Below are 21,977 nucleotides of genomic sequence, written 5' to 3'. Positions count from 1 at the left end.
TTGTCGAGCATTGTTTGCGATCAGGCGGCCCGTCCCTATGGAGTACAGACCCTAGCGACCGTCGACGGTCCGCAGGCCAAACCACTTGTCCTTGACGGCCTCGTAGTGCACTTCGGCGCGGTATTCCGCGACTTCCAGGCCCTGGCTGCGCACCGTCAGGCTGCCGGTGGCGGCCAGCAGCGAATAGCTCGCCACGACCGCATTGCGCTGCACGGCGGCAAGGTCCTCCTGCGCATCGAGCACGTTCTGCTGGGCGTTGAGCACGTCGAGCGTCGTGCGCTGGCCGACATTGCGCTCCTCGATGACGCCGCTCAGCGCCTGGTTGGCGGCGTCGATCTGCACCCGGATGGCCGCGATCGAGGCCTTGGCCGCTTCGTATTGCGCATGCGCCGTGGCGATCGTGCGCTGGACTTCCATGCGGGCGGAATCCACCAGCAGCTGGCTTTCGCCGAACCGCTCCTTGGCACGGCGGATCTGGCCGTATTCCGCGCCGCCCTGATAGATCGGGACGGTAAGCCGGGCGGACACGGTGCCTTGCAGACTGTCGCTCGGCCCATCCTCGGTATTGACGGACTTATAGACGCTGCCCTGCAGGGAAACGCCGGGCAACATGGCGCCTTCGGCCTCCTTCACGCTGAAGCCCGCGGCATCGACACTGCGCATGGCCGCCAGGATGTTCGGGTTCTCGCGCATGCCGGTCGCCACGGCATTGTCCAGCGAATTGGGCATCGCCTTCTTGGCCGGCGACGGCTGCTTGATGCCTTTCGGCATTTCACCGACGATCTGCACATAGGCCGCCTCGCTTTGCTTGAGCGAGGAGACGGCGGCGGTGAGCAGGGCCTTGGCGGAGGCAAGCTCCGCCTCGGCGAGGCTGACATCCGTGCGCGTCCCTTCGCCGACATTCAGGCGCGCATTCGCGGCGCTGAGCTGCTCCTGGAGGAAGGCGATGTTCTTCTTGCGGATCGACACGATCTGCTGGTCACGCGCAATGTTCGAATAGGATTCCACCGCGGCAAGGAGGATGGAGATCTCCTGGGCCCGCAGCGACTCCCGGTTCGCCAGAACATTCGCCTCGGCCGCCCTGACGCGGTTGAGCGTCTGGAAACCATCGAAGACCTGCTGGCTGATCGTGATGCCGTAGCTGGAGGCGACGTAATCGGTCTGCCGGCCGGCGCGCTGCCCGAAAATGTTGGCCGCCGGCCGAACGTCGAGGTTCGTGCGGGTACCCTCCACCTCGGCCACGCCCGTCACATGCGGCCGCATGCCGGCCTTGGCGATCGTCACGTTCTCGTCGATGGCGCGCAGCGCGGCGCGGGCGGCGTTGAGGTCGGGGTTGTTCTCGTAGGCCTTGGCCATGGCGCCGGCCAGCGTCTCGGCCAGGGCCGCCTGCGGCAGGACGTGGACGGCAGTGGCGAGCGCGAGCGCAAGGGCGGTTCGACGAAGAAGGGACACAGTACGAAACTCCGATCCTGGCCAGCCCGTCGCGGGAGCTGCCTTTACACACTTCTCACCGGCACAAAGGCCGGGCACACTCCATCCGGCATCGGCGGCCGGCCGCGGACGGGTCCGCTCCGCCCGCGATAATGCCTCTTCGTTCAATCAGGAACAGTCGTCAGGCCCATCAGGAAGGATTTGGTAACGACAATAGGATCGGCCCGTTGCGAAAGTGCAACAAACGGGCCGATCGAAACGATGCGCGCCGGCGCTGGCTCAGAAGACGAATTCCTTCGCCTTGCGGAAGCCCGGAAGCGGCTTGACGGCGGTGTTGAAGACGTTGCGTTCGGAAACGTGCACGCCTTCCTTGATATAAAGACGGGCCTGCGAGGCATTGCCGTAGCCCTCGACAACGACGAGGCGGCCGCCATCACGCAGCTGCGCGAAGAGCGCCTCCGGAACGAATTCCACCGCGCCATGCACGAAGATGACCTCGTAGGGCGCTTCCGGCGCATAGCCGGCCTCCAGATCGCCGGTGACGACGGCGACATTGTCGTAGCCGAGGCGGGCGAGCGTTTCCGTCGCGCGCGCAGCCAGTTCCGCGTCGCTCTCCAGCGCCACGACGGAGCTGCCGAGACGCGACAGGATGGCCGAGGCGTAGCCCGTGCCGCAGCCGACCTCCAGCACGACATCGGTGCCGGCGATCTCGGCAAGCTGGATCAGCTTGGCGAGCGGCGACGGCTCCATCAGGTAGCGGCCGGAGGCAATCTGGATATCGTCGTCGATGTAGGCGAGCGGCTTGACGGCCGCGGGCACGAACTCTTCGCGCGCGACGGTCAGGAAGGCGTCGAGCACCTCGTGCGCCGTCACATCCGTCGTACGGATCTGGTTGTCCACCATCTTCGTGCGCGCTGCTTTGTAGTCAATCATCTCTAGCCCTGTGAGTAAGCGGCAGACCGCGGCACGAAGGCCCGGTTGCGATGCCGGATGCGTCGCAATCCTCTTAGAGCGGTTTCGGGCCGGGTGTCCATAGGCGGCGGTCGTCTGCGCGCAAAAACCGCGCTCCCGCGGTTTCGCCCGGATCGCCCGCCGGAATTTCCGGGGTTTATCATGAATAAATTACTCAACATATTATTGCCTGTCCCCTCCATAATGTCGTATTGAGCAGTCAGGTTTTAGCGGCGCCTGGCGTCCGCGCCATGCCCGTTTGTCGGATGGGCACCGTTTAAATTGAGACATGCAAGAGGAATACGCCGTGCTGAAACGGTCTCGACTGCTATTCGCGATCATCCTGATGGCGCTCGCCACCCCGCCGGCCGCCCTGGCCCAGACCCAGGAAACAAAGACCGGGGCAACCCAGGGCCAGGCCCAGGGAACCGCCGCCCAGACGGACGGCCAGCCGGATGCCGGACAGCCCGCCGGCGACACGACGAACGGTACGTCGGCGACAACCACCACGGAAACGACCTCGCGGCCCACGACGGGCGACGCGGCAACGACCGCCGCGGGCGAAGCCGACGGGATGGCGGACGGCGAGGAAGCGACCGAGCTCGACGCCGTCGACGATGCAGCGACGGGCGAGCGGCAGGCCGGCCTGCCGCACGACCTTTCCCCCTGGGGCATGTTCATGGCCGCCGACATCGTCGTCAAGGGCGTGATGATCGGCCTTGCCTTCGCCTCCGTCGTCACCTGGGCCGTGCTTCTCGCCAAGCTCGCCGAGCTGGCCGCCGCCCAGCGCTCGGCAAGCCGCGCCGTGCGGCAGCTGATCGTCGCGCGCGGCCTCGAGGACGGCGAACAGGCGCTCGGCCGCAACCGCGGCACGGTCGCCCGCATGACGCGCGCCGCCCGCGAGGAAATGGATGCCTCCGAAGCGGTGCTCGACCACGTTTCGGACGGCGGCGTGAAGGAGCGCATCTCCTCGCGCCTCGCCCGCATGGAGGTCCATGCCGGCCGGCGCATCGCCAAGGGTACGGGCCTGCTCGCCACCATCGGTTCCACCGCGCCCTTCGTCGGCCTGTTCGGCACCGTCTGGGGCATCATGAACTCGTTCATCGGCATCTCGAAGGCCCAGACCACGAATCTTGCCATCGTCGCGCCCGGCATCGCCGAAGCGCTTCTTGCGACTGCGATCGGCCTCGTCGCCGCCATTCCCGCCGTCGTGATCTACAACTTCCTCGCCCGCGCCATCACCGGCTACCGCCAGAACCTCGGCGACGCCTCGGCCGCCATCGAGCGGCTGGCCAGCCGCGACCTCGACGTGCGCCGCTCGCTGCGCCACGGCGCGCAGCGCAGCGAACGCGCCGCCGGCTCCGTCGTGAAGATCGGGTGACGTCATGGCGAGCAAGATCAAGGAAGGCGGTGGCGACGACCTGGAGGAGAACAGCGAGATCAACGTGACGCCGTTCATCGACGTCATGCTGGTGCTGCTGATCATCTTCATGGTGGCCGCGCCGCTTGCCACCGTCGACATCAATGTCGACCTGCCCTCCTCCGTCGCCCAGCCGACGCCGCGCGAGGACAAGCCGGTCTTCATGACGCTGAAGAAGGACCTGACGGTCTCGATCGGCAATGGCGAGATCGCCCGCGACAATTTCGGCCCGGAACTCGACGCGGTGACGGAAGGCAACAAGGATGCCCGCATCCTGCTGCGTGCCGACAAGGCGGTCGACTACGGCAATGTCATGGATGTGATGAACCTTCTGCGCGGGGCCGGATACGGCAAGATCGCCCTCGTCGGCCTCGAAGGCGGCGCCCCGGCGCAGCAACAATAAATGTGGCGCGCGCCTTCGGGCGCGCCGCCCTGCCCCTGCGCCCTTCCATCGCATGTCGGATCTCTGGCCAAGGCGGAAGCACAGACGAGCGCGAATGCTTCGCGAACACCCGCGCGAATGAAAAAAATTGCGTGTTCGGAATAAGCCCCTTGCGCCCTTTCTCAATTCGTTCTAAACGCCCGGCACCACTCGCTTTATAGCAAACGGACGGCCTCGTGGCGGAGTGGTTACGCAGAGGACTGCAAATCCTTGCACCCGAGTTCGATTCTCGGCGAGGCCTCCATTCCCTTCAAAAACGCATCGTAATTATTTGAAAATACGAATGTATTTTTCAGGTGTGGCTGCGCCGCCGGCGGACTGCGCCTCTCTGCGCTGGCAGTTCGAGCCCGCCGGCCGGGCAATGAGCCGCGGGGTTGTTGAGGCTGGCACCCCGAGCCAGATCGGACTGTCAGCCCAACCAGAAAGTTCGGTCCCATACAGGCGTTGGCCCGGCAACCTCGTAGATGATCACGCGCACACGCCGTGCCACATCCGGCGGCACGCGTCCGTGGATGACGATGGCCTGCGCCTCGAAGACGAGTTCGATCTTGTGACCGGAGCAAAGCTCGTCATAGGCGATCGCGGCTCGGATAGAAGCGCGCAGGCCGTATTCTTGCGCGCCGAAGCCGCCGCCGAGAGATGCCTGAAACATCTCACCCTCCCTTGTTTTCGTGATTTATTGAAAACAAAGATGAGGTCGCGATGTTCCACGGCGGAGGCGTCACCCGTCTTTTCCGTGAAAGACTGCTCCGCCCATTCAACGCGGGAGACCTTCAGAGGCATGTTTTTCAGATGGTGGATGAGTTTCCGGGCAACGATGGAACAAAGCGCGCGCGTCCGAATTGACGCGCCAAAGTTTCATCGTGGAGGATCTGCAATGTTGGAAAGAGCGAAGGAGCGGAAGAAAACCGACAAGACGCTGATGGCGGCGGCTGTGTTGATCTTCGCGGGGCTGACGGCACTCGGCGTTCCGCCGTTCCTGCTCTTTGGGACATAACGGGGCCGGCGACGAAAAAATGTCCCGGGCTTCCGGAACATCATGCAGGGCCGCCGGTTACGGATGCGCCTCCGCGATGGTCCCCTGGCGGAGTCTTGGGTGGGGCGGGCCTTTCCGGTTACCGGAAGGCCCGCCCCTGCCTTTATGCGAAATCGCCTTCCCAGGCATCGACGCCTATACGCCGCCCATGGATGACGCCAAAACCAGACCGAGCCCGTAGAGACTTGCGACCACAGCGCCCGCTACCAGCAGGGCAAACAGTATCCGACGGCTTGCGCGCTCCTCATGCAATCGATTTGGCTTTGGGTCTTCAAAGGATTCGACCTGATTTTCATACCGCATCGCGTGACCTCGTTCCGACCCGTCAATGGTGACCGACATCTGACGCCATCCCGCCCGGATGGAACGCCAGGATGCGCCGTACGTTTTTCAAACTTGGCACAAACAAGTTTAAGGAGAACATCATGGACGACAACCTCTTTAACCGGCTGAAAACGGACAGTGCCGCGTTGCGGAAGCGAGCGCTGGAGACCAGCCAATCTGGCCAAGAGCGCGACATCACCCTGTTGATGCAAGGCCTGGCGACTGCGCTGGATGCGATCGGCGCGCTGGCGGCGACCACGGGTCGGCTGGACGGACCGCCAGGTCTTGGGAAAAGCGGCGACTAGATGAACGAGAGCCGGGTATCAAGCCCGGCTCTCGATGTCTGGTGGATGGCGTTCGATGTGTCGCAGCGTCCCGTCGTGCGGTTCAGGCCGCCTTCTTGGCGGTCGTCGTCTTGTTGATGGCGGTCACGGCGAGGTTCGTCAGCTTGTTGTTGGTCGCTTTTTCCTGGTCGAGGATTTCGCTCAGGAGCTTGTGCGCCTCGTCATGACCGAGATCCTTCGCCCATTCGCGAAGCGAGCCGTAGCGCGCGATCTCGTAGTGCTCGACAGCCTGGCATGCGGCAAGCAGGCCGGCATCAAGGGCAGTGCCTTGTGCTTCTTCCATAAGGCCGTCGGCTTCCTTGATCAGCCCTTCGATGGCATCGCACTTCTCGCCCGACGCCTTCTTGCCGATCGACTTGAAGACCTGCTCGAGCTTCTTGATCTGGTCCTTGGTTTCCGAGAGGTGCTCCTCGGCCGCCTTCTTCAGCTCGGCGCTCTTGGCGGCCTTCGCGACCTTGGGCAGGGCCTTCGTGATCGCGTTCTCTGCGTAATAGACGTCCTGAAGGGTGTGCTCAAAGATATCAGCCAGCGATTTCATGATGTCTCTCCTTTGCAAGATGAAATGCGGTAGAGAAATCGTGAAGGCGGCGAAACGTTCCGAAGAGATTGGTTGTCGCTATGTCCGTCGCGTGCTGTTGGCGCGCTGCCTAGTGGAGTGGCGCCCCTGACGCCAAGTTTCCAGCCTTACGACTCTGGGACACGGAATGGAATAAAAGGCGACTGGAACGACCTCTCTTAAGGCGCATTCTCCTATCGCGCCGAATGCAAGGTTCGGCGTGGCAAGTCAGAACGAAGCAAAGGCTGCGCAACGAATCCATTGAACTCTGGATCTCAAACGTTATCGTCTGTCTCGTTTGTTACCGAAAGGAGGATTATATGCGGCTGTTGTCGATTGTAGCCCTTGCGTCTGCGTCCCTGTTCATCACGGGGTGTGTCACGGAGACCAGTTATAACCGTGCTCAGGAAATTGTCAGGGGCAGTCCCGCCGCCAAGCGTGATGGCGTCAACAAGTGCTATGCTGGCGCTCGCCGCGCATCACCGGCGCGCAAAGCGGAAATGGCGAAGATCATGAATGTCAGCCCCCGCCGCGACGTCGCCCGGATCTATTGCCAGCGCGCATTCAACGGTATCGCCAGCGGCCGCATCACCTACAGCGATTTCAGGACAAAGAGCCCGAGGTTCATTCGCGTGATACAGGGGCGGTAAGATCTACTTGGGCCGGCGTCGTGGCGATTGGGCAGCAACCCGAGCCATCCGCCGGCCCTCTTCTGTCGTGATCGCCGCGCCGTCGTCGATTATGTCGCTCATCGGCACTCCGCATCGCATGGCCTTCGCGTGATGGATGCTATTGAGAGATGGCCGGGTAATGAGGTCTGAATTTCCCGCGAGGAGGCGGGCGACAACCTTCATCGTGCCCGGCTTCTTCGCCTTCGCAGATGTCGAGGCACTGAATACACTCCTGAGCAACAGGTGCGACCGGATCGCCAGTAGCGCCACCATCATGTCGCCCCCGTGCTGCGGGACCCTCAAGGCCGCCGACATACGGCCGATGCGCGCGAGATAAGGAGAGATTTCGATGCCCAGCCTCAAAACCGTCGCGGCGATCGCCATTGCCTTTGCCCTGACCGGCTGCACGGCCGCGGCCGCCCTGGAACCGATCCCGGGGAGCATCATCTACAAGGGCCAGCCGCGCACGAAGCTGACGAAGGCGCCGATCGGCAGCACGTTCGACCACCGGTTCCGCGATCGGTTCGGCGATGAATATATGGAAGTCTACCGGATCGCGCCGGATCGTTCCCTGGAACTGCTCTCCCGGCGCAGAATCGACATCGTCGAGTTCGGCTTGGGGCGGTAAGTGGTTCAAGGCTCGCGAAAAGGCCGTGATGGATGGACGAAGCCACCACAACCTGTCAGAAGCAGCGCGGGACGCGACTGCCGATAACGTTAGATCGGGGTCGGGCGACCGATTGACGTCACGTCGCTGCCGCGAGACCACGCTGGCCGTCCCATATGCTCCTAGAGACCGCCGAAACGACTGACCGCCGCGATCCGGCGCCCTGCCCTCACCGCAGCAACAATGCCGTTCCGTAGAGCCCCAGGGCAAAAACCGTGTGCGAAACCAGATTGAGGAACCGCACCTGATTGGCATTGGGAAGCTTCGACGCCGCCACACCGATGCCGAGGCCGGGCTGGAGGAGGAACCAGCCGGCACCGACGGTGACGATGCTGAGAATCCAGGCCGGCAGGAAGGTCGGGGCGGCGAACCAGGCCTGCCCGACGAGCAGCGCCAGAATCACGCCATAGAGAATGCCGACGGCGTAGTGGCCGACCCAGCCGAGCGCGAGCTCGGACGCATAGGGCTCAGCCCTGCTTATATCGTCATGAAAAACGGTGCCGTTCTTCAGGTGCCAGAACCAGCGGCCGACCGGCGCCCAGTTCGGCCGCGCCTGGCGGAAGACCTTCCAGAGGACAACCGCCCACAGGTCCATCAGCACGGTGGCGCCGATGCCGATCGCCACGCCCTTCAACAGCAATTCCATATGCGCCCCTCGCCCAAACCTTGCCTGCCCGGTTAGAGCAGGTCCGCATCGGCGATGCAACAAAGCCCTTCAGCGTGCATTGCGCCGCGCCTTGCGGGTGGCCCACCAGACGGCAAGGCGGCGGCGCTGGCGGCGGACGAAGGGAGAATCGTGCGAGAGCACCAGAAGGCCGAGCGGCACCATCCAGAATCCGAGCACCGGCAGGAAGCCGAGGAGGCCGCCGACGATGAGAAGGACGCCGATCGTGGTGCGAAGCCAGCGCGATTCCGGCAGTTTCATCCGAAAAGAGCCGATCACGATCTCCCGCGTGCGGGGGTCTATCCCGAAATGCATATTTGTTTTTCGCGTCGTCATCCGCCGTCCGTTTCACCCAAACGCCTGGTTTTCCAAGGCTCGTCCACCCCCCAGTTGGAGACTTCTCCACAATCAATCAAGTCTCGTGCATTTTTTTGTCAAAAAGCGCTTGGCAAATCGATCAGGCATTTGTATTACGCGCTCACTCCGCGGCGAGCGGATGATCCCTGGTAGCTCAGCGGTAGAGCATTCGACTGTTAATCGACAGGTCGCCGGTTCGAATCCGGCCCGGGGAGCCAGATTCTTGAAGGGCTGCGCTGGATAGCGCGGCCCTTCTGCTTTCAGCCATCGACAGATCTCCGCTCCATGAAGCCGCATTGCCTAGCGCGGGCTGACCGGCGGGCGCTTCGTGTTCATCTGGAGTTCGTGACGGCTGGCGAAGCGGCCGAAGAGCCGGAGCAGCTTGCGTTCCTCGGCCTTGTCCAGCCCATTCCTGCGGCAATGTTCGATGACGTCGAGGACATGGCGGGGCTGGCGCGGCGTGAACTGGCGATTGTCGATGTGATGCGTCATCGGGGGCCTCCTCCGTTCGGAATTCGAACAAAGGAAGAATGCGCCGGGCAAAGCCTTTGTTCCCGGCACCCTTCGTGTCAGGCCACCATTCCGGCACCGGACTGGCCGGCCTTGCGGGAGAGGCCGTAATCCCGGTCCGGAAAGGTGCGGCGGAAGGCCTGGCTGCGGTCGCGCGGCGGAGCCGTCCGGTCGGCAAGCGGCGTTCCGACCACACCATCCGCATAGGTGCCGGTTGCAATGTCGTCCTCGGGCATGGCCGGGTTCACCTGAAAAAGTCCGAAAAACATGATGCTGTCTCCAGTTTCCCTCCAAACGGCCGGGCGGGACTTGCGTTCCCATCGACACGCCGGATAGACGCAAAATTAACCACGTTTGCTAACAGATCGTTAAAACCCTTCCCTTTTTGCGATCCGCGACAGGCCCCTTCATGATCCGGTCTGTCATGATTCACGTCTTGGCGTTCGGCGCCATTGACGATAGCCTCCACCCAACATCGGGTTGGCAGAGGGGCAATCGATGACGACTGAAATGATTTCAGAAAAGGCATTTTCAGACCACGATACACTGACGGCCGCCAATTTTGCCGAACGCACGAAGCGCCTGCCGTTGCGCGCCAGGATGGTGCTGCGCGGCCTGCTGGGCCTGGAGGCCGGCGCGCTGGCGATGACCGTTCCCGGCGGGCAGACCTTCGTGATCCGCGGCAGGACACAAGGTCCCCGCGCCATCGTCCGGCTCAACAACTGGAACCTCGTGCACCGCGCCGTCAGCGCCGGCACCATCGGCGTCGCGGAGAGCTACGTGGATGGCGACTGGGAGAGCCCGGATGCCGGCGCCTTCCTCGAACTCTTCCTCGTCAACACGAATGTCGGCCGCAGCTACACCAACGGCCCGCGCGGCCTCTTCCTCCTCGTGGAGAAGTTCCGTCACTGGCTGAACGCCAACACCCGCCGCGGCTCCAAGCGCAACATCTCGGCGCACTACGATCTCGGCAACGAGTTCTATTCGCAGTGGCTCGACCCGACGATGACCTATTCCTCCGCGCTCTATTCGCGCGGGGCGAACGACCTCACCTCGGCCCAGGTCGCGAAATATCGTGCGCTCGCCGAGGCGACCGGCATCGGCCCGAACGACCATGTGCTGGAAATCGGCTGCGGCTGGGGCGGCTTTGCGGAATTCGCCGCCAGCGAGATCGGCTGCAAGGTGACGGGCCTGACGATCAGCCGCCAGCAGCTCGCCTTCGCGCGCGAACGCATGGCGAAGGCCGGGCTTGCCGACCGGGTCGAGCTGAAATTCCAGGATTACCGCGACGAGACCGGCACCTACGACCGCATCGTCTCCATCGAAATGTTCGAGGCGGTCGGCGAACGCTACTGGCCGGCCTATTTCTCCAAGCTCAGCGAATGCCTGAAGCCGGGCGGCCGGGCGGGCCTGCAAATCATCACCATCCTGCAGGAGGCCTATGCCGAATACCGGGCCAATCCGGATTTCATCCAGAAATACGTCTTTCCCGGCGGCATGCTGCCGACCCGCGAGCATCTTGCCTCCCTCGGCAGGCAGGTCGGGCTCGCAACGGCTTCCGACATCGGCTTCGGCCACGACTATGCCCGCACGCTCGCCGAATGGCGCCACCGCTTCTGGGCCGCCTGGGAGCGCATCGTTCCGCTCGGCTTCGACGAGCGTTTCCGCAAGCTCTGGGAGTTCTACTTCTATTATTGCGAGGCGGGTTTCCGGGCGCGCAACATCGACGTTCGCCAGGTGGTCTACACGCGGCCCCCCGCCTGACGGCCCGCCATGGAAAAAATCCCTCTGGAAGATCGCTCCATGGGAACACGATTTCTTGCAAACCGCCGCTTGCCGGTCGAAAAGACGCTTTCCAATCTAGGCATACAACGCGAGGCTCGGGTCCCATGGCAATTCTTCCGTCCGTTCTGGATGCAATCGGCAACACGCCGCTGATCCGGCTCAAGGAGGCCTCGGAGGCGACGGGCTGCGAGATCCTCGGCAAGGCGGAATTCCTGAACCCCGGCCAGTCGGTCAAGGACCGCGCGGCCCTCTCGATCATCCGCGCGGCGGAGCGCTCCGGTGCCCTGCGGCCGGGCGGCGTCATCGTCGAGGGCACGGCGGGCAATACGGGCATCGGCCTTGCCCTCGTCGCGCAGGCGCTCGGCTATCGCACCGTCATCGTCATCCCGGAAACCCAGAGCCAGGAGAAGAAGGACGCATTGCGACTGCTCGGCGCCGAGCTCGTCGAGGTTCCGGCCGTTCCCTACAAGAACCCGAACAATTACGTAAAACTCTCCGGCCGCCTTGCCGAGCAACTCGCCAAGACCGAGCCGAACGGCGCGATCTGGGCGAACCAGTTCGACAATGTCGCCAACCGCGACGCCCATATCGAGACGACGGCGCCGGAAATCTGGCGCGACACCGACGGCAAGGTCGACGGCTTCGTCTCGGCGGTCGGCTCGGGCGGCACGCTTGCCGGGGTCGCGGCGGGCCTCAGGGCGCAGAACCCCAACATCAAGATCGCGCTTGCCGATCCGGACGGCGCCGCCCTTTACAACTATTATGCGCATGGCGAGCTGAAATCCTCCGGCAGCTCCATCACCGAAGGCATCGGCCAGGGCCGCATCACCGCCAATCTCGAAGGCTTCACGCCCGACTATTCCTACCAGATCCCCGATTCGGAGGCCGTACCGCTGGTCTTCGACCTGATCGAGAAGGAAGGCATCGCCGTCGGCGGCTCCTCGGGCATCAACATTGCCGGCGCGATCCGGCTCGCCCGGGACCTCGGCCCCGGCCACACGATCGTGACGATCCTGTGCGACTATGCTAACCGCTACCAGTCGAAACTCTTCAACGCGGACTTCCTCGATTCGAAGGGCCTGCCCGTTCCGGGATGGCTGAAGGCGAAATCGGGGATCAAGGTCCCCTACCAGCCGGTCGAATAGGTCCCATGTCCCTCACCACCACTGCCCTCTTCCGCGACGATTTCTATCTTTCGACGAACGAGGCGGTGGTGACGGCGGTGCACCAGGACGGCGGCATCGAGCTCGACCAGACCTGTTTCTACGCGACGTCGGGCGGCCAGCCCGGCGACACCGGTTTCCTGGAGCGCGCCGACGGCAGCCGCATCGCGCTCGGCCCGGCGGTGACCGGCGCGACCAAGGACATCATCCTCCATCGCCCGCTGGAAGGCGAAGCGCTGCCGGTCGTCGGCGAGACGGTGGTCGCCCATATCGACTGGGCGCGCCGCTACAAGCTGATGCGCATGCACACCGCCTGCCACCTGCTTTCCGTCGTCTGTCCCTACCCGATCACCGGCGCGGCCGTCGGCGAGGAGGACAGCCGCGTCGACTTCGACATGACGGAGACGATCGACAAGGACGAGGTGACGGCCAGATTGATGGCGCTCGTTGCGGAGAACCATCCGGTCTTCGTGCAGTGGATCACCGACGCCGAGCTTGCCGAAAATCCCGGCATCGTGAAATCGAAGAACGTGCGCCCGCCGATGGGCCTCGGCCGGGTCAGCCTCGTGTGCATCGGCGAGAACTCCGCCATCGACAGCCAGCCCTGCGGCGGCACCCATGTGTCCGAAACCCAGGAAGTGGGCGCCATCCACATCGCCAAGATCGAGAAGAAAGGCAAGGAGAACCGCCGGTTCCGCATCCGCTTCGGTGCGCCGGAGGCTTGACGGGATAGGCTCCACAGCAAAATCGATCTAGGATATTTTCCAGCATATTCAATTTCTTGCAGTGCCCTTCGCGCAATGTGCGCATGCCGGGCCCTGCCGGCCTCATAGGAGAAGACCATGTCCAACGACAGGAGCCGGTTCGTCGTCTCGGCGGATTTCGTGGAAAAGCAGCTCGGCGCGCCGGAATTCCGCATCGTCGATGCCGCCTGGTACCTTCCCGCACAGAACCGCAACGGCGCGGCCGAATATGCCGAAGGCCACATTCCCGGCGCCGTGTTCTTCGACCAGGACGTGATCGCCGATCATTCCGGCACGCTGCCGCACACCGTGCCCTCGCCGGACTTCTTCGCCGCCGAAGTCGGCAAGCTCGGCATTTCCGATACGGACACCATCGTCGTCTATGACGGCCCCGGCATCTTCACCGCCCCGCGCGTCTGGTGGCTGTTCCGCACCATGGGCGCGAAGAACGTCTTCGTGCTGGATGGCGGCCTCGACGGCTGGAAGAAGGAGGGGCGGCCGCTTCAGACCGACCTGCCGGAACCGGCACCGGCCGTCTTCCACACCAATTTCAACCCCTATGCCGTCACCTCCTTCGAGGAGATGCGCGGCATCGTCACGACCGGTGCAAGGCAGATCGCCGATGCCCGCGGCGCCGGCCGCTTCACCGGCGAGGAGGCCGAGCCGCGCGCCGGCATGCGCTCCGGCCACATGCCGGGCGCAAAGAGCATGCCGTCGGGCACCTTTTCCGAGGGCGGGCGGTTCAAGGACCTCGCCAGCCTGCGCCGGCATTTCGAGGAAACCGGCATCGACCTCTCCAAGCCGGTCGTCACGACCTGCGGCTCGGGCATCACCGCCGCCATCATCACGCTCGCCCTGCACTCGCTCGGCCATGAGGACAACACGCTCTATGACGGCTCCTGGTCCGAATGGGGCGGGCGGGACGACACGCCCGTGGTGACGGGGAAAGACTGATGGCGAAGAAGTCCCAGCCTGCGCCGATCGCCGTGCATGTCACCACGCTGGAAATGACCGCGCCGCCGAAGCAGAGCCTGCCGGTGCCGGTCAACGTGCACACCGCCATCCTCAACGCGCCCGATATCCCGCTCGCCTTCTACCGCTTCCTCTACCGGCAGGTCGGCGGGCGCTGGCACTGGGTCGACCGGCTGCGCATGGACGACGCGACGCTGGCCGCGACGCTGCACGACAAGCGCAATAGCGTGACGGTGCTCTACGTGAACGGCGCGCCCGCCGGCTTCTTCGAATTGCTGCAGGTCGACGACGCGGTGGTGGAGCTTTCCCATTTCGGCCTGTTCGAGCGGGCGCTCGGCCTTGGCATCGGCAAGTGGTTCCTGCTCCAGACGCTCTATGCCGCCTGGGCGCTCGGCCCGAAGCGGGTGACGGTCGACACCAACAATCTCGACCATCCGCGCGCCCTGCAGCTCTACCAGATGTTCGGCTTCTCGCCGGTCGGCACGAAGGATACCGAACTCGTGCCGCTGTCCGACGCCGAGCTCCTGGCGCTCACCAAGCGGGACTGCCTGCCGCCCTCCGAACCGCGTTAATCATTCTGAACGGAACCCAACGGGCGGTTCAGGTCCGCTTCAGTTCGTCCGTGGCACTTTCAGGCCAACAGACGATCAATCGAGCAAGGAAACACTGCCATGCAACGTCGCGCCTTTCTGACCGCGTTCGCCACCGCCCTCGCCGTTCCCGCCCTTCCGGGCCTCGCGCTCGCGCAGGAGACCCCGTCCTCGGAAATCATCCTTCGCCGGCTCGACGCGGCCCCCACGCGCCGCCTGCGCGAGGAGGAACGGGTGACCGTGCGCGAATTCAAACGCCGGCCGGACCTGCGCGGTGCCGCGCCGTCGATCAACATCCAGTCGATCAACTTCGCCTTCGGCTCCGCGGAGATTCCGCGCTCGGAATACCGCAAGGTGCGCCAGATCGCCCGCGCCATGGAGCAGCTCCTCAACCGCCGCCACCGCGCCGTCTTCCTGATCGAGGGCCATACGGATGCCGTCGGGTCCGCCGCCTCCAACCAGATCCTCTCGGAGCGCCGCGCCGAATCGCTGAAATGGCTGCTCGTGCAGGAATTCGGCATTCCCTCCCGCGCCCTCGAAACCGTCGGATACGGCGAGGATTACCTGCTCGTCCAGACGCTCAGCGAGGAATGGCGCAACCGGCGCGTGACGCTGCGCCGCATCGATGAGTTCGTGCGCTAAAATCCGCGACAAATCCGTGACGATCACCGCGGCCCGGTCCTCCGGCAGCCGCGGTGATTGCGTTTCGGGCGACGGGTCCAGACCAATTCGCCGCTGGAAACGCCGTCACAGCTGTGCCATATGACTGTCACGCGCAATTCCGGAGGCGATGGATCCGGTGGACGGATCGATCGGCAGACAAACGGAATTTCTCGCTCGCATGGACAGCCGCACGCCCGACCTTCGCGATTTGCTCAGCAAGCGGGTGCGCATCCTGCACACCAAGCGGCGCCTCAGCATCCAGAAGCGCATCGTGGAGTTCGAGCAGCAGACCTATGTGCTGCATTTCTTCCTGCGCAAGTCGACGAAGGACCGCTTCGAGGCGGCGGTGCGAAAGCTCCAGGAAGCAGGCATTTCCGCTCAGCATGTCTGTGCCGGCACCCGCTCGCGGCGCGAGGCCTTGCGGGCCGGCGGCCACTGGCTGGCGCTCTCCTTCCTGCCGGGCACGCCGTTGTCGCGCAAGGCCCATCCGAAAGCCCTCGCCGCGCTCGGCGGGACGCTGGCGAAGCTGAACGCGATCGAGGGCGCCGCAGCCGGTGCGCTTTTCGAGCGGCGCCGCCCCGTGCTGCCGCACGAGGCCTATCTTTCCCTCGCCGGTGCGGCGCATACGCCCGAAGAGCGGCGCTGGATCGAGGAGAGCCTTGCCCGCATGCGCCGGCTTCCCGCCAACCAGCTGACCCACGGCGATCTCTACGGCAGCAACATCATCGAGCAGGGCGACCATGCGATCGGCCTGATCGACTACGAGCTGATGACCTATGACGTCTCGGGCATCGAGCTTGCCGCCACGCTGATGCGCCCCTTCTGTCGCCAGGGCGTACAGCGGCGAAGCCTGCTCCAGGGCTACCTCGCCGCCTGCCCCGCCGCCCTTGCCGATATCTGGCAGCGCCACGCGCCGGACCTCGTCTTCACCGCGGCGACGCGCCTGCTCGCCGCGCGGCAGAGGCGCATCCGCCACCTCGCCATCCGGGATCGCGTGCTGGCAGCCGGCGAGCGCGTGCTGCCATCCCCGTTGAGCAAACGGGTGGTGGCCCGGCGTGCGGCCATCGCCAAGAACATCGCCTCCGCCCGGGAGAACGAGGCCTATTACCTGCATATCGCCCGGACCATGGTCGGCCTCTGCCTTGCCGAGCCGGCGATCGACGCCGTGCGCCTCCTGGAGCAGTGCGACAAGCTCTTCCGCAAGCCGGGCTGAGCCGCAAGAAACGGGTGTCGCGGCCGCGGCAAAGGCGGGAAGGTATCGCTACGTCAACCGGAGCCCCCCGCCATGTCCATCCGCTTCCTGCCCCTGCCGACCGAAACCGCCGCCGCCTATTGGGCCGGCGGCACGGATGCCTACGGCCTTGCCCCGGAACGGCATGTCTCCAACGGCACGGGCGTGCCCTGCCGCCATTGCCTGCGGCTGGTCGGCGCCGGGGAGCCCTATCTCATCCTGGCGCACCGTCCCTTCCCGGCCGTGCAGCCCTATGCGGAAACCGGGCCGATCTTCCTCCATGCCGAGCCCTGCGCCGCCCACGCGCCCTCGCAAACTCCGCCGCCGATGCTGACCAGCCGCGATTACATCGTGCGCGGCTACTCGGCGGAAGACCGCATCCTCTACGGCACCGGCGCCGTGGTGCCGACGCCCGACATACCGGCCTATGCCGCAACGCTGCTCGCCCGGGAGGATGTCGCCTACCTGCACATCCGCTCGGCCCGCAACAATTGCTACCAGTGCCGCGTCGAGCGGGCATGAAAAAGGCCCGGATCGCTCCGGGCCTCGTCCTGTTCGCTGCGTGCCCGGTCAGGCGACGTTGAGCACCGCTTCCGGCGCATAGGCCTCGTAGCCGAGGGCGTCGGCGACCGGACGGTTCGTCACGCGGCCCCTGTGCACGTTGAGGCCGGCGCGCAGGTGCCGGTCCTCGGCAATCGCCTTCAGGCCCTTGTCGGCAAGCTGCAGGCCGTAATGCAGCGTCGCATTGTTCAGGGCGTGGGCCGAGGTGACCGGCACGGCGCCCGGCATGTTGGCGACGCAATAGTGCACCACGCCGTCCACCTCGTAGGTCGGGTCGGAATGGGTGGTGGCGTGCGAGGTCTCGAAGCAGCCGCCCTGGTCGATGGCGACGTCGACGATGACCGCGCCCTTCTTCATGCCCGAGAGCATTTCGCGGGTGACGAGCTTCGGCGCCGCCGCACCGGGGATCAGCACCGCGCCGATGACGAGATCGGCGGAGAAGACCTCCTCTTCCAGCGCGTCGATCGTCGAATAGCGCGTGTGGATGCGCCCGCCGAAGAGGTCGTCGAGCTGGCGCAGGCGCGGGATCGAGCGGTCGAGGATGGAGACATCGGCACCGAGGCCGGCCGCCATCTTCGCGGCATGCAGGCCGACGACGCCGCCGCCGATGATCGCGACCTTGGCCGGCAGCACGCCCGGCACGCCGCCGAGCAGGATGCCGCGGCCGCCATTGGCCTTCTGCAAGGCCGTCGCGCCCGCCTGGATGGAGAGGCGGCCGGCGACCTCGGACATGGGCGCAAGGAGCGGCAGGCCGCCGCGCTCGTCCGTCACCGTCTCATAGGCGATGGCGGTGACGCCGGAGGCGAGAAGACCCTTGGTCTGGTCCGGATCGGGCGCAAGATGCAGGTAGGTGTAGAGAATCTGTCCGTCGCGGAGCTGCGCCCATTCGGCAGGCTGCGGTTCCTTGACCTTCACCACCATGTCGCACTTCTGAAAGATATCGGCGGCGGTGGCGGCAATCCTCGCGCCGGCGGCGCGATAGGCGTCATCATCTGCGCCGATGCCGGCGCCGGCCTTGGTCTCGACGAGAACCTCGTGGCCGTGGGCCACATATTCGCGCACGGCACCGGGCGTCAGGCCCACCCGATATTCATGATTCTTGATTTCCTTCGGACAACCGACACGCATGCGCGTTCCTTTCCCAGTCTGTTCCCGTTTTTGCTTGCCGCCGTTCCCGGCGGGATCACCATGGAAGCAGAGGACGGGCGCAATGTCCTTGCAAAGCCGGTTTGCGAAATCCCTGACTGTCGAATATTCTCCGAATATCAGCATGATTTTCGAAGGAAATTCGAATGGCACACTTGGATGCAATCGATACTGCGATCCTCAAGGCTCTCCAGCAGAACGGGCGGATTTCCAACGCGGAGCTTGCCGAGCGCGTCGGCCTGTCGCCCTCGGCCTGCTCGCGCCGTCTCGACATCCTCGAAAAATCCGGCACCGTCACAGGTTATCACGCCCGCATCTCGCCCAAGGCGCTCGACTACAAGATGATCGCCATCGTGCACATCTCGCTGTCCGGCCAGTTCGCCAAGACGCTCGCGGAATTCGAGGCGGCGGTGAAACTCTGCCCCAATGTGCTGGTCTGCTACCTGATGTCGGGCGAATACGACTACATCCTGCGCGTCGCCGCCAAGGACCTGGAGGACTACGAGCGCATCCACCGCGACTGGCTGTCGGCGCTGCCCCACGTGGTGAAGATCAATTCGAGCTTCGCGCTGCGCGAGATCATCGACCGGCCGAATATCGGGGTCTAGGTCATTCCGTTTCAGGCCATTCCGGGCAAATCTGCCTTAGCTTGAAACGACCCGGTTGCGGCCGGCATTCTTCGCGGCATAGAGCCGGGCATCGGCGGCCGAAAGCAGCGCGTTCAGCGTCGTGCCGTCGCTGTAGCTGTTGGCGACCCCGATGCTGACCGTCACCGTCACGCCGTCCGGCCGGCGGATTTCGGCCTCGACGGTCCGGCGCAGCATTTCCGCACGATCGGCACCGACCGCCGGGGGCATGTCCTCGCAGATCACCACGAACTCCTCGCCGCCGAAGCGGAACAGGCGGTCGCCGGCGCGCAGCGCCCGCTGCAGGCAGGCGGCTGTCTCCTTCAGCACGCCATCGCCGGCAAGATGGCCGAAGCGGTCGTTGACCTGCTTGAAATGATCGGCATCGATGATCATCAGCGCCATCGGCTTGCCCTCCGCCAGCATGGCGGACAGGATGCGCGGCGCCTCGAACTCCAGGCGGCTGCGATCATAGACCCCCGTCAGCGCATCGCGGCCGGAGCGGTCAAGCAGGTCCTCGTAGCGCTCGCGGAAGGTGAGGTCGGCGAAGATATCCGATATCGGCCGTGGCGAGACGGGAATCGCCGAGATGCGGGAATAATGCAGATAGATGGTGATCAGCACCGCATAGGCGCTCGCCGCCATCATCTTGGCGATCCAGCCGCCCCAGAAGACCTCCGGCGGCGCACCGTTGAGGAAATGCAGCGCGGCGAAGAAACCGATCTGGTCGAAGGTGAGCACGGCAACGCCCGAGACGAAGAACCGCATGGCCGTGCTCTTCCTGAAGACCCGCCCGAGCCGCTCGTAGAGCAGGATGATCACCAGCGAATCGAGATAGAGCAGCGTCGTGCCCCAGAGCATCAGCCAGCCCATCTCGTCGATGAAGGCGAGATCGGCGATGCGTCCCGGCACCACGCCGATCGTCTGGTGATGGCGCAGGAAGAAGCCGAGGCCGACCGTCAGGAAGTTGCCCGCAAGCAGGCCGTAGATCGGCGCGCGCACCACCGCCGCGTCCTCCTTCACATAGAGCAGGAGGATCATCATCAGCTTGCCGGAAAACAGCACCGAGGAGCCCGGCGAGATGACGCCGAAGGGCAATTCGATGTAGAAGACCGCCGCAAGATAGGTCTCAAGAAAATGCATCACGCCGAGCGCGGCGATGAAGACGCCGATGCCCAACTGATGGCGCAGGTGCAGGAGGCCCACCATGAAGACGAAGTAGAACCCGGCCTCGATGAGAAGCAGGATCAGGTTTTCAATACCCATGGGCGGTCCGCAGCATCCTCGACTGCCCGCCAGCTAAACCCGGCGCGAGAGTCGCAACAAGTCGTTTTCCCGCGGATACAGGCAATCGCGCCGGTTCTCCAGCGCTTCCTTGCGATTTTTCACAACGGTGGACGAAAATCCGCCCGGCGACGTTCAGACCTGCCGGTTTTCCACGCCGTCGCCGAAGAGCGAGGCACCGTGCTGGTCGACAATCTGCCTGGCCTTGCGGAAGGTGGAGGCGACCGTATCGTCCCGCGAGGAGAAGAGATCGGCGCGGATGAAGCTGCGGGTCAGCACCCGCTCACCATCCCGCTTCTCGATCCTGCCGGCAAGGCGGTACTGCCCGCCTTCCGCAATGGGGGCCGCGACGAGGGTGAGGTCGTTGTAGGCCTCGGTTTCCTCCGCGACTTTCGCCGGAGCTGCCGAGTCGCCGCCGCGACCGAAGAGTTTTGAAAAGAACGATGCCATGGCCGATTGCTAACACAGGCCGCGGCAGCCTCCAAGGGGAGAGCTGTGGATACTCGCCTCCTGGCCGCGCCCTTCCACCCTTCGGCAGAAGGCCGCGGCAGGCGGATGCGGAACGCTAGATCACGAGATTGGCCAGAATCTCGTTTTCCGTGATGTCCTGGTAGCGCAGGCCCGCGCCGTCGAAGGCCTTCTTCAGCGCGGCGAAATTCTCCGGCGCCCTGGTCTCGATGCCGATGAGGATCGAACCGAAGTTACGGGCGGATTTTTTGAGATATTCGAAGCGGGCGATGTCGTCGTCCGGGCCGAGCAGGTTGAGGAAATCGCGCAGCGCGCCGGGGCGCTGGGCAAGGCGCAGGATGAAGTACTTCTTCAGCCCCGCATGCCGCATGGCCCGCTCCTTGACGTCGGGCAGGCGCTCGAAATCGAAATTGCCGCCGGAAACCACGGCGACGACCGTCTTGCCCTCCAGCGCCTCCCGGCCCAGCGCGTCCAGCGCCGTCAGCGACAGCGCGCCGGCCGGCTCCAGCACCACGCCCTCGACGTTCAGCATGTCGATCATCGTCACGCAGATCGCGTTTTCCGACAGCAGCATCACCTGGTCGGCGGAAAAGCGGCTGAGCGCGGCGAAGTTCAGCGCCCCGATCTGGCCGACCGCGGCACCGTCGACGAAATTGTCAACCTGGTCGAGTGTCACCACGGTTCCGCTTTCGAGGCTGCGCCGCAGGCTCGGCGCGCCGGCCGGCTCGCAGAAGACAAAGCTCGACGGGCCGATCCTGCCGTCGAGATAGCCGGTGATGCCGGAGGCAAGGCCGCCGCCGCCGACCGGCAGCACCACGAGGTCCGGCAGCCTGCCATCGGGCAGCTGCGCGACGAATTCCGCGGCCACCGTCGCCTGCCCCTCGATGATATCGGCATGGTCGAAGGGCGGCACCATCAGCGCGCCGGTCGCCTCCGCATGGTCGCGCGCGGCCTTGTAGCACTGGTCGAAGAAGTCGCCGATGAGCTTGATCGTCACGAAGTCGCCGCCGAACATGCGCGTCTTGTCGATCTTCTGCTGCGGCGTCGTCACCGGCATGAAGACCACGCCCGGCACGCCGAAATGGCGGCAGACGAAGGCAAAGCCCTGCGCGTGGTTGCCGGCCGAGGCGCAGACGAAGCTGCGCGCACCGGCATCGTCGGCGAGAACCTTGCGGAAGAAGTTGAACGCCCCCCGGATCTTGTAGGAGCGCACCGGCGAGAGGTCCTCGCGCTTGAGGTAGATCTCCGCGCCGTAGCGGGCGGAAAGGTGTTCGTTCAGCTGGAGCGGCGTTTCGGGGAAGAGTCCGCGCAGGGCCTCCATGGCCGTGTCGACGTCGGATGTCATGCTCTGGTCCGTGTTCGATAGGATTGG

At 64.6% G+C, this 21,977-nt stretch carries 29 protein-coding genes and 2 tRNA genes; 17 read left to right on the top strand and 14 right to left on the bottom strand.

Annotation, left to right across the window (positions count from 1 at the left end):
* Nucleotides 1-51 precede the first annotated feature (51 nt).
* Both WMC41_RS08230 and WMC41_RS08225 read right to left on the bottom strand, forming a co-directional pair.
* A complete protein-coding gene (locus WMC41_RS08230; protein ID WP_244765630.1) occupies nucleotides 52-1,452 on the bottom strand; it encodes a TolC family outer membrane protein in 1,401 nt (466 codons plus the stop codon).
* A 258-nt stretch (nucleotides 1,453-1,710) separates the two neighbouring features.
* Nucleotides 1,711-2,361, bottom strand: coding sequence for a protein-L-isoaspartate O-methyltransferase family protein (locus WMC41_RS08225; protein ID WP_432348294.1), 651 nt, complete (start codon nucleotides 2,359-2,361; stop codon nucleotides 1,711-1,713).
* A 328-nt stretch (nucleotides 2,362-2,689) separates the two neighbouring features.
* Here WMC41_RS08225 and exbB point away from each other — a divergent pair, with 328 nt between their 5' ends.
* The 3 genes from exbB to WMC41_RS08210 all read left to right on the top strand — a co-directional run bounded on the left by exbB (nucleotide 2,690) and on the right by WMC41_RS08210 (nucleotide 4,488).
* Nucleotides 2,690-3,763 (top strand): tonB-system energizer ExbB, encoded by a 1,074-nt coding sequence (gene exbB / locus WMC41_RS08220; RefSeq protein ID WP_432347640.1) that lies wholly within the window; start codon nucleotides 2,690-2,692, stop codon nucleotides 3,761-3,763.
* 4 nt (nucleotides 3,764-3,767) lie between these two features.
* Nucleotides 3,768-4,205 carry a TonB system transport protein ExbD gene (gene exbD / locus WMC41_RS08215; protein WP_244765633.1) on the top strand — a complete coding sequence of 146 codons (438 nt, stop codon included), beginning with the start codon at nucleotides 3,768-3,770 and terminating at the stop codon, nucleotides 4,203-4,205.
* A 209-nt stretch (nucleotides 4,206-4,414) separates the two neighbouring features.
* Nucleotides 4,415-4,488 (top strand) — tRNA-Cys (locus WMC41_RS08210).
* 165 nt (nucleotides 4,489-4,653) lie between these two features.
* On the opposite strand, the gene WMC41_RS08205 is transcribed toward WMC41_RS08210, so the two are convergent.
* Entirely contained in the window at nucleotides 4,654-4,896 is a 243-nt protein-coding gene (locus tag WMC41_RS08205) for a hypothetical protein (RefSeq protein WP_272805349.1), read from the bottom strand.
* 129 nt (nucleotides 4,897-5,025) lie between these two features.
* Between WMC41_RS08205 and WMC41_RS08200 the strand changes: the two genes are divergently transcribed.
* Nucleotides 5,026-5,241, top strand: coding sequence for a hypothetical protein (locus WMC41_RS08200; protein WP_432347639.1), 216 nt, complete (start codon nucleotides 5,026-5,028; stop codon nucleotides 5,239-5,241).
* A 174-nt stretch (nucleotides 5,242-5,415) separates the two neighbouring features.
* Here the strand turns inward: WMC41_RS08200 and WMC41_RS08195 are convergent, their stop codons facing one another.
* Nucleotides 5,416-5,622, bottom strand: coding sequence for a hypothetical protein (locus WMC41_RS08195; protein ID WP_244765635.1), 207 nt, complete (start codon nucleotides 5,620-5,622; stop codon nucleotides 5,416-5,418).
* An 83-nt stretch (nucleotides 5,623-5,705) separates the two neighbouring features.
* Here WMC41_RS08195 and WMC41_RS08190 point away from each other — a divergent pair, with 83 nt between their 5' ends.
* On the top strand, nucleotides 5,706-5,909 hold the full coding sequence (locus WMC41_RS08190) for a hypothetical protein (protein WP_432347637.1): 204 nt from the start codon (nucleotides 5,706-5,708) through the stop codon (nucleotides 5,907-5,909).
* 82 nt (nucleotides 5,910-5,991) lie between these two features.
* Here WMC41_RS08190 and WMC41_RS08185 read toward each other — a convergent pair whose 3' ends face one another.
* Nucleotides 5,992-6,486 (bottom strand): ferritin-like domain-containing protein, encoded by a 495-nt coding sequence (locus tag WMC41_RS08185; protein WP_244765637.1) that lies wholly within the window; start codon nucleotides 6,484-6,486, stop codon nucleotides 5,992-5,994.
* A 338-nt stretch (nucleotides 6,487-6,824) separates the two neighbouring features.
* Here WMC41_RS08185 and WMC41_RS08180 point away from each other — a divergent pair, with 338 nt between their 5' ends.
* A complete protein-coding gene (locus tag WMC41_RS08180) occupies nucleotides 6,825-7,154 on the top strand; it encodes a hypothetical protein (protein WP_244765638.1) in 330 nt (109 codons plus the stop codon).
* A 3-nt stretch (nucleotides 7,155-7,157) separates the two neighbouring features.
* Here the strand turns inward: WMC41_RS08180 and WMC41_RS08175 are convergent, their stop codons facing one another.
* The gene (locus WMC41_RS08175) at nucleotides 7,158-7,559 is read right to left on the bottom strand and encodes a hypothetical protein (protein WP_432347636.1); all 402 of its coding nucleotides are present in this window, start codon (nucleotides 7,557-7,559) and stop codon (nucleotides 7,158-7,160) included.
* Here WMC41_RS08175 and WMC41_RS08170 point away from each other — a divergent pair.
* Entirely contained in the window at nucleotides 7,525-7,803 is a 279-nt protein-coding gene (locus WMC41_RS08170; protein WP_244765639.1) for a hypothetical protein, read from the top strand. The genes WMC41_RS08175 and WMC41_RS08170 overlap by 35 nt on opposite strands.
* A gap of 208 nt (nucleotides 7,804-8,011) precedes the next feature.
* Here the strand turns inward: WMC41_RS08170 and WMC41_RS08165 are convergent, their stop codons facing one another.
* Both WMC41_RS08165 and WMC41_RS08160 read right to left on the bottom strand, forming a co-directional pair.
* Nucleotides 8,012-8,488, bottom strand: coding sequence for a DUF2938 domain-containing protein (locus WMC41_RS08165; RefSeq protein ID WP_432347634.1), 477 nt, complete (start codon nucleotides 8,486-8,488; stop codon nucleotides 8,012-8,014).
* A 69-nt stretch (nucleotides 8,489-8,557) separates the two neighbouring features.
* Nucleotides 8,558-8,842, bottom strand: a complete 285-nt coding sequence (locus WMC41_RS08160; protein WP_244765641.1) for a hypothetical protein — start codon at nucleotides 8,840-8,842, stop codon at nucleotides 8,558-8,560.
* Between the two features lie 164 nt (nucleotides 8,843-9,006).
* On the opposite strand from WMC41_RS08160, the gene WMC41_RS08155 reads away from it, so the two are divergent.
* Nucleotides 9,007-9,081: transfer RNA gene (locus WMC41_RS08155), tRNA-Asn, on the top strand.
* Between the two features lie 82 nt (nucleotides 9,082-9,163).
* Here the strand turns inward: WMC41_RS08155 and WMC41_RS08150 are convergent.
* The gene (locus WMC41_RS08150) at nucleotides 9,164-9,355 is read right to left on the bottom strand and encodes a hypothetical protein (protein WP_244765642.1); all 192 of its coding nucleotides are present in this window, start codon (nucleotides 9,353-9,355) and stop codon (nucleotides 9,164-9,166) included.
* Nucleotides 9,356-9,432: 77 nt separating this feature from the next.
* Nucleotides 9,433-9,642: a hypothetical protein gene (locus WMC41_RS08145; RefSeq protein WP_244765643.1), complete on the bottom strand. Its 210-nt coding sequence runs from the start codon at nucleotides 9,640-9,642 to the stop codon at nucleotides 9,433-9,435.
* Between the two features lie 229 nt (nucleotides 9,643-9,871).
* On the opposite strand from WMC41_RS08145, the gene WMC41_RS08140 reads away from it, so the two are divergent.
* The 8 genes from WMC41_RS08140 (at nucleotide 9,872) to WMC41_RS08105 (ending at nucleotide 17,042) form a co-directional block, all read left to right on the top strand.
* Nucleotides 9,872-11,137, top strand: a complete 1,266-nt coding sequence (locus tag WMC41_RS08140; protein WP_432347633.1) for a class I SAM-dependent methyltransferase — start codon at nucleotides 9,872-9,874, stop codon at nucleotides 11,135-11,137.
* Between the two features lie 125 nt (nucleotides 11,138-11,262).
* A complete protein-coding gene (locus tag WMC41_RS08135; RefSeq protein ID WP_432347632.1) occupies nucleotides 11,263-12,303 on the top strand; it encodes a cysteine synthase A in 1,041 nt (346 codons plus the stop codon).
* Between the two features lie 5 nt (nucleotides 12,304-12,308).
* Complete coding sequence (locus WMC41_RS08130; protein WP_272805342.1) at nucleotides 12,309-13,046, top strand: alanyl-tRNA editing protein; 738 nt, start codon at nucleotides 12,309-12,311, stop codon at nucleotides 13,044-13,046.
* 117 nt (nucleotides 13,047-13,163) lie between these two features.
* Nucleotides 13,164-14,018: a 3-mercaptopyruvate sulfurtransferase gene (gene sseA / locus WMC41_RS08125; protein ID WP_272805341.1), complete on the top strand. Its 855-nt coding sequence runs from the start codon at nucleotides 13,164-13,166 to the stop codon at nucleotides 14,016-14,018.
* Entirely contained in the window at nucleotides 14,018-14,608 is a 591-nt protein-coding gene (locus WMC41_RS08120) for a GNAT family N-acetyltransferase (RefSeq protein ID WP_432347629.1), read from the top strand. The genes sseA and WMC41_RS08120 overlap by 1 nt, the downstream gene beginning before the upstream one ends.
* 99 nt (nucleotides 14,609-14,707) lie before the next feature.
* On the top strand, nucleotides 14,708-15,268 hold the full coding sequence (locus WMC41_RS08115) for an OmpA family protein (RefSeq protein WP_432347627.1): 561 nt from the start codon (nucleotides 14,708-14,710) through the stop codon (nucleotides 15,266-15,268).
* A 199-nt stretch (nucleotides 15,269-15,467) separates the two neighbouring features.
* Nucleotides 15,468-16,502 carry a phosphotransferase enzyme family protein gene (locus tag WMC41_RS08110; protein ID WP_432347625.1) on the top strand — a complete coding sequence of 345 codons (1,035 nt, stop codon included), beginning with the start codon at nucleotides 15,468-15,470 and terminating at the stop codon, nucleotides 16,500-16,502.
* A 72-nt stretch (nucleotides 16,503-16,574) separates the two neighbouring features.
* Nucleotides 16,575-17,042, top strand: a complete 468-nt coding sequence (locus WMC41_RS08105; RefSeq protein WP_432347624.1) for a DUF1203 domain-containing protein — start codon at nucleotides 16,575-16,577, stop codon at nucleotides 17,040-17,042.
* A gap of 48 nt (nucleotides 17,043-17,090) precedes the next feature.
* On the opposite strand, the gene ald is transcribed toward WMC41_RS08105, so the two are convergent.
* Complete coding sequence (ald, locus tag WMC41_RS08100; protein WP_244765652.1) at nucleotides 17,091-18,209, bottom strand: alanine dehydrogenase; 1,119 nt, start codon at nucleotides 18,207-18,209, stop codon at nucleotides 17,091-17,093.
* 164 nt (nucleotides 18,210-18,373) lie between these two features.
* On the opposite strand from ald, the gene WMC41_RS08095 reads away from it, so the two are divergent.
* Nucleotides 18,374-18,835: an Lrp/AsnC family transcriptional regulator gene (locus tag WMC41_RS08095; RefSeq protein ID WP_432347623.1), complete on the top strand. Its 462-nt coding sequence runs from the start codon at nucleotides 18,374-18,376 to the stop codon at nucleotides 18,833-18,835.
* A gap of 36 nt (nucleotides 18,836-18,871) precedes the next feature.
* On the opposite strand, the gene WMC41_RS08090 is transcribed toward WMC41_RS08095, so the two are convergent.
* From WMC41_RS08090 to ilvA, 3 genes are all read right to left on the bottom strand, one after another.
* Nucleotides 18,872-20,119, bottom strand: a complete 1,248-nt coding sequence (locus tag WMC41_RS08090) for a GGDEF domain-containing protein (protein ID WP_244765654.1) — start codon at nucleotides 20,117-20,119, stop codon at nucleotides 18,872-18,874.
* Between the two features lie 153 nt (nucleotides 20,120-20,272).
* Complete coding sequence (locus tag WMC41_RS08085) at nucleotides 20,273-20,587, bottom strand: HlyU family transcriptional regulator (RefSeq protein WP_244765655.1); 315 nt, start codon at nucleotides 20,585-20,587, stop codon at nucleotides 20,273-20,275.
* Between the two features lie 115 nt (nucleotides 20,588-20,702).
* Nucleotides 20,703-21,950, bottom strand: coding sequence for a threonine ammonia-lyase (gene ilvA / locus WMC41_RS08080; RefSeq protein ID WP_272805336.1), 1,248 nt, complete (start codon nucleotides 21,948-21,950; stop codon nucleotides 20,703-20,705).
* Nucleotides 21,951-21,977 lie beyond the last annotated feature (27 nt).

Source organism: Shinella yambaruensis, assembly GCF_050859155.1.
Taxonomy (GTDB): Bacteria; Pseudomonadota; Alphaproteobacteria; order Rhizobiales; family Rhizobiaceae; genus Shinella; species Shinella yambaruensis.
Note: the sequence above shows the minus strand (reverse complement) of the source record. Positions and strands in the feature narration are given on the sequence as shown.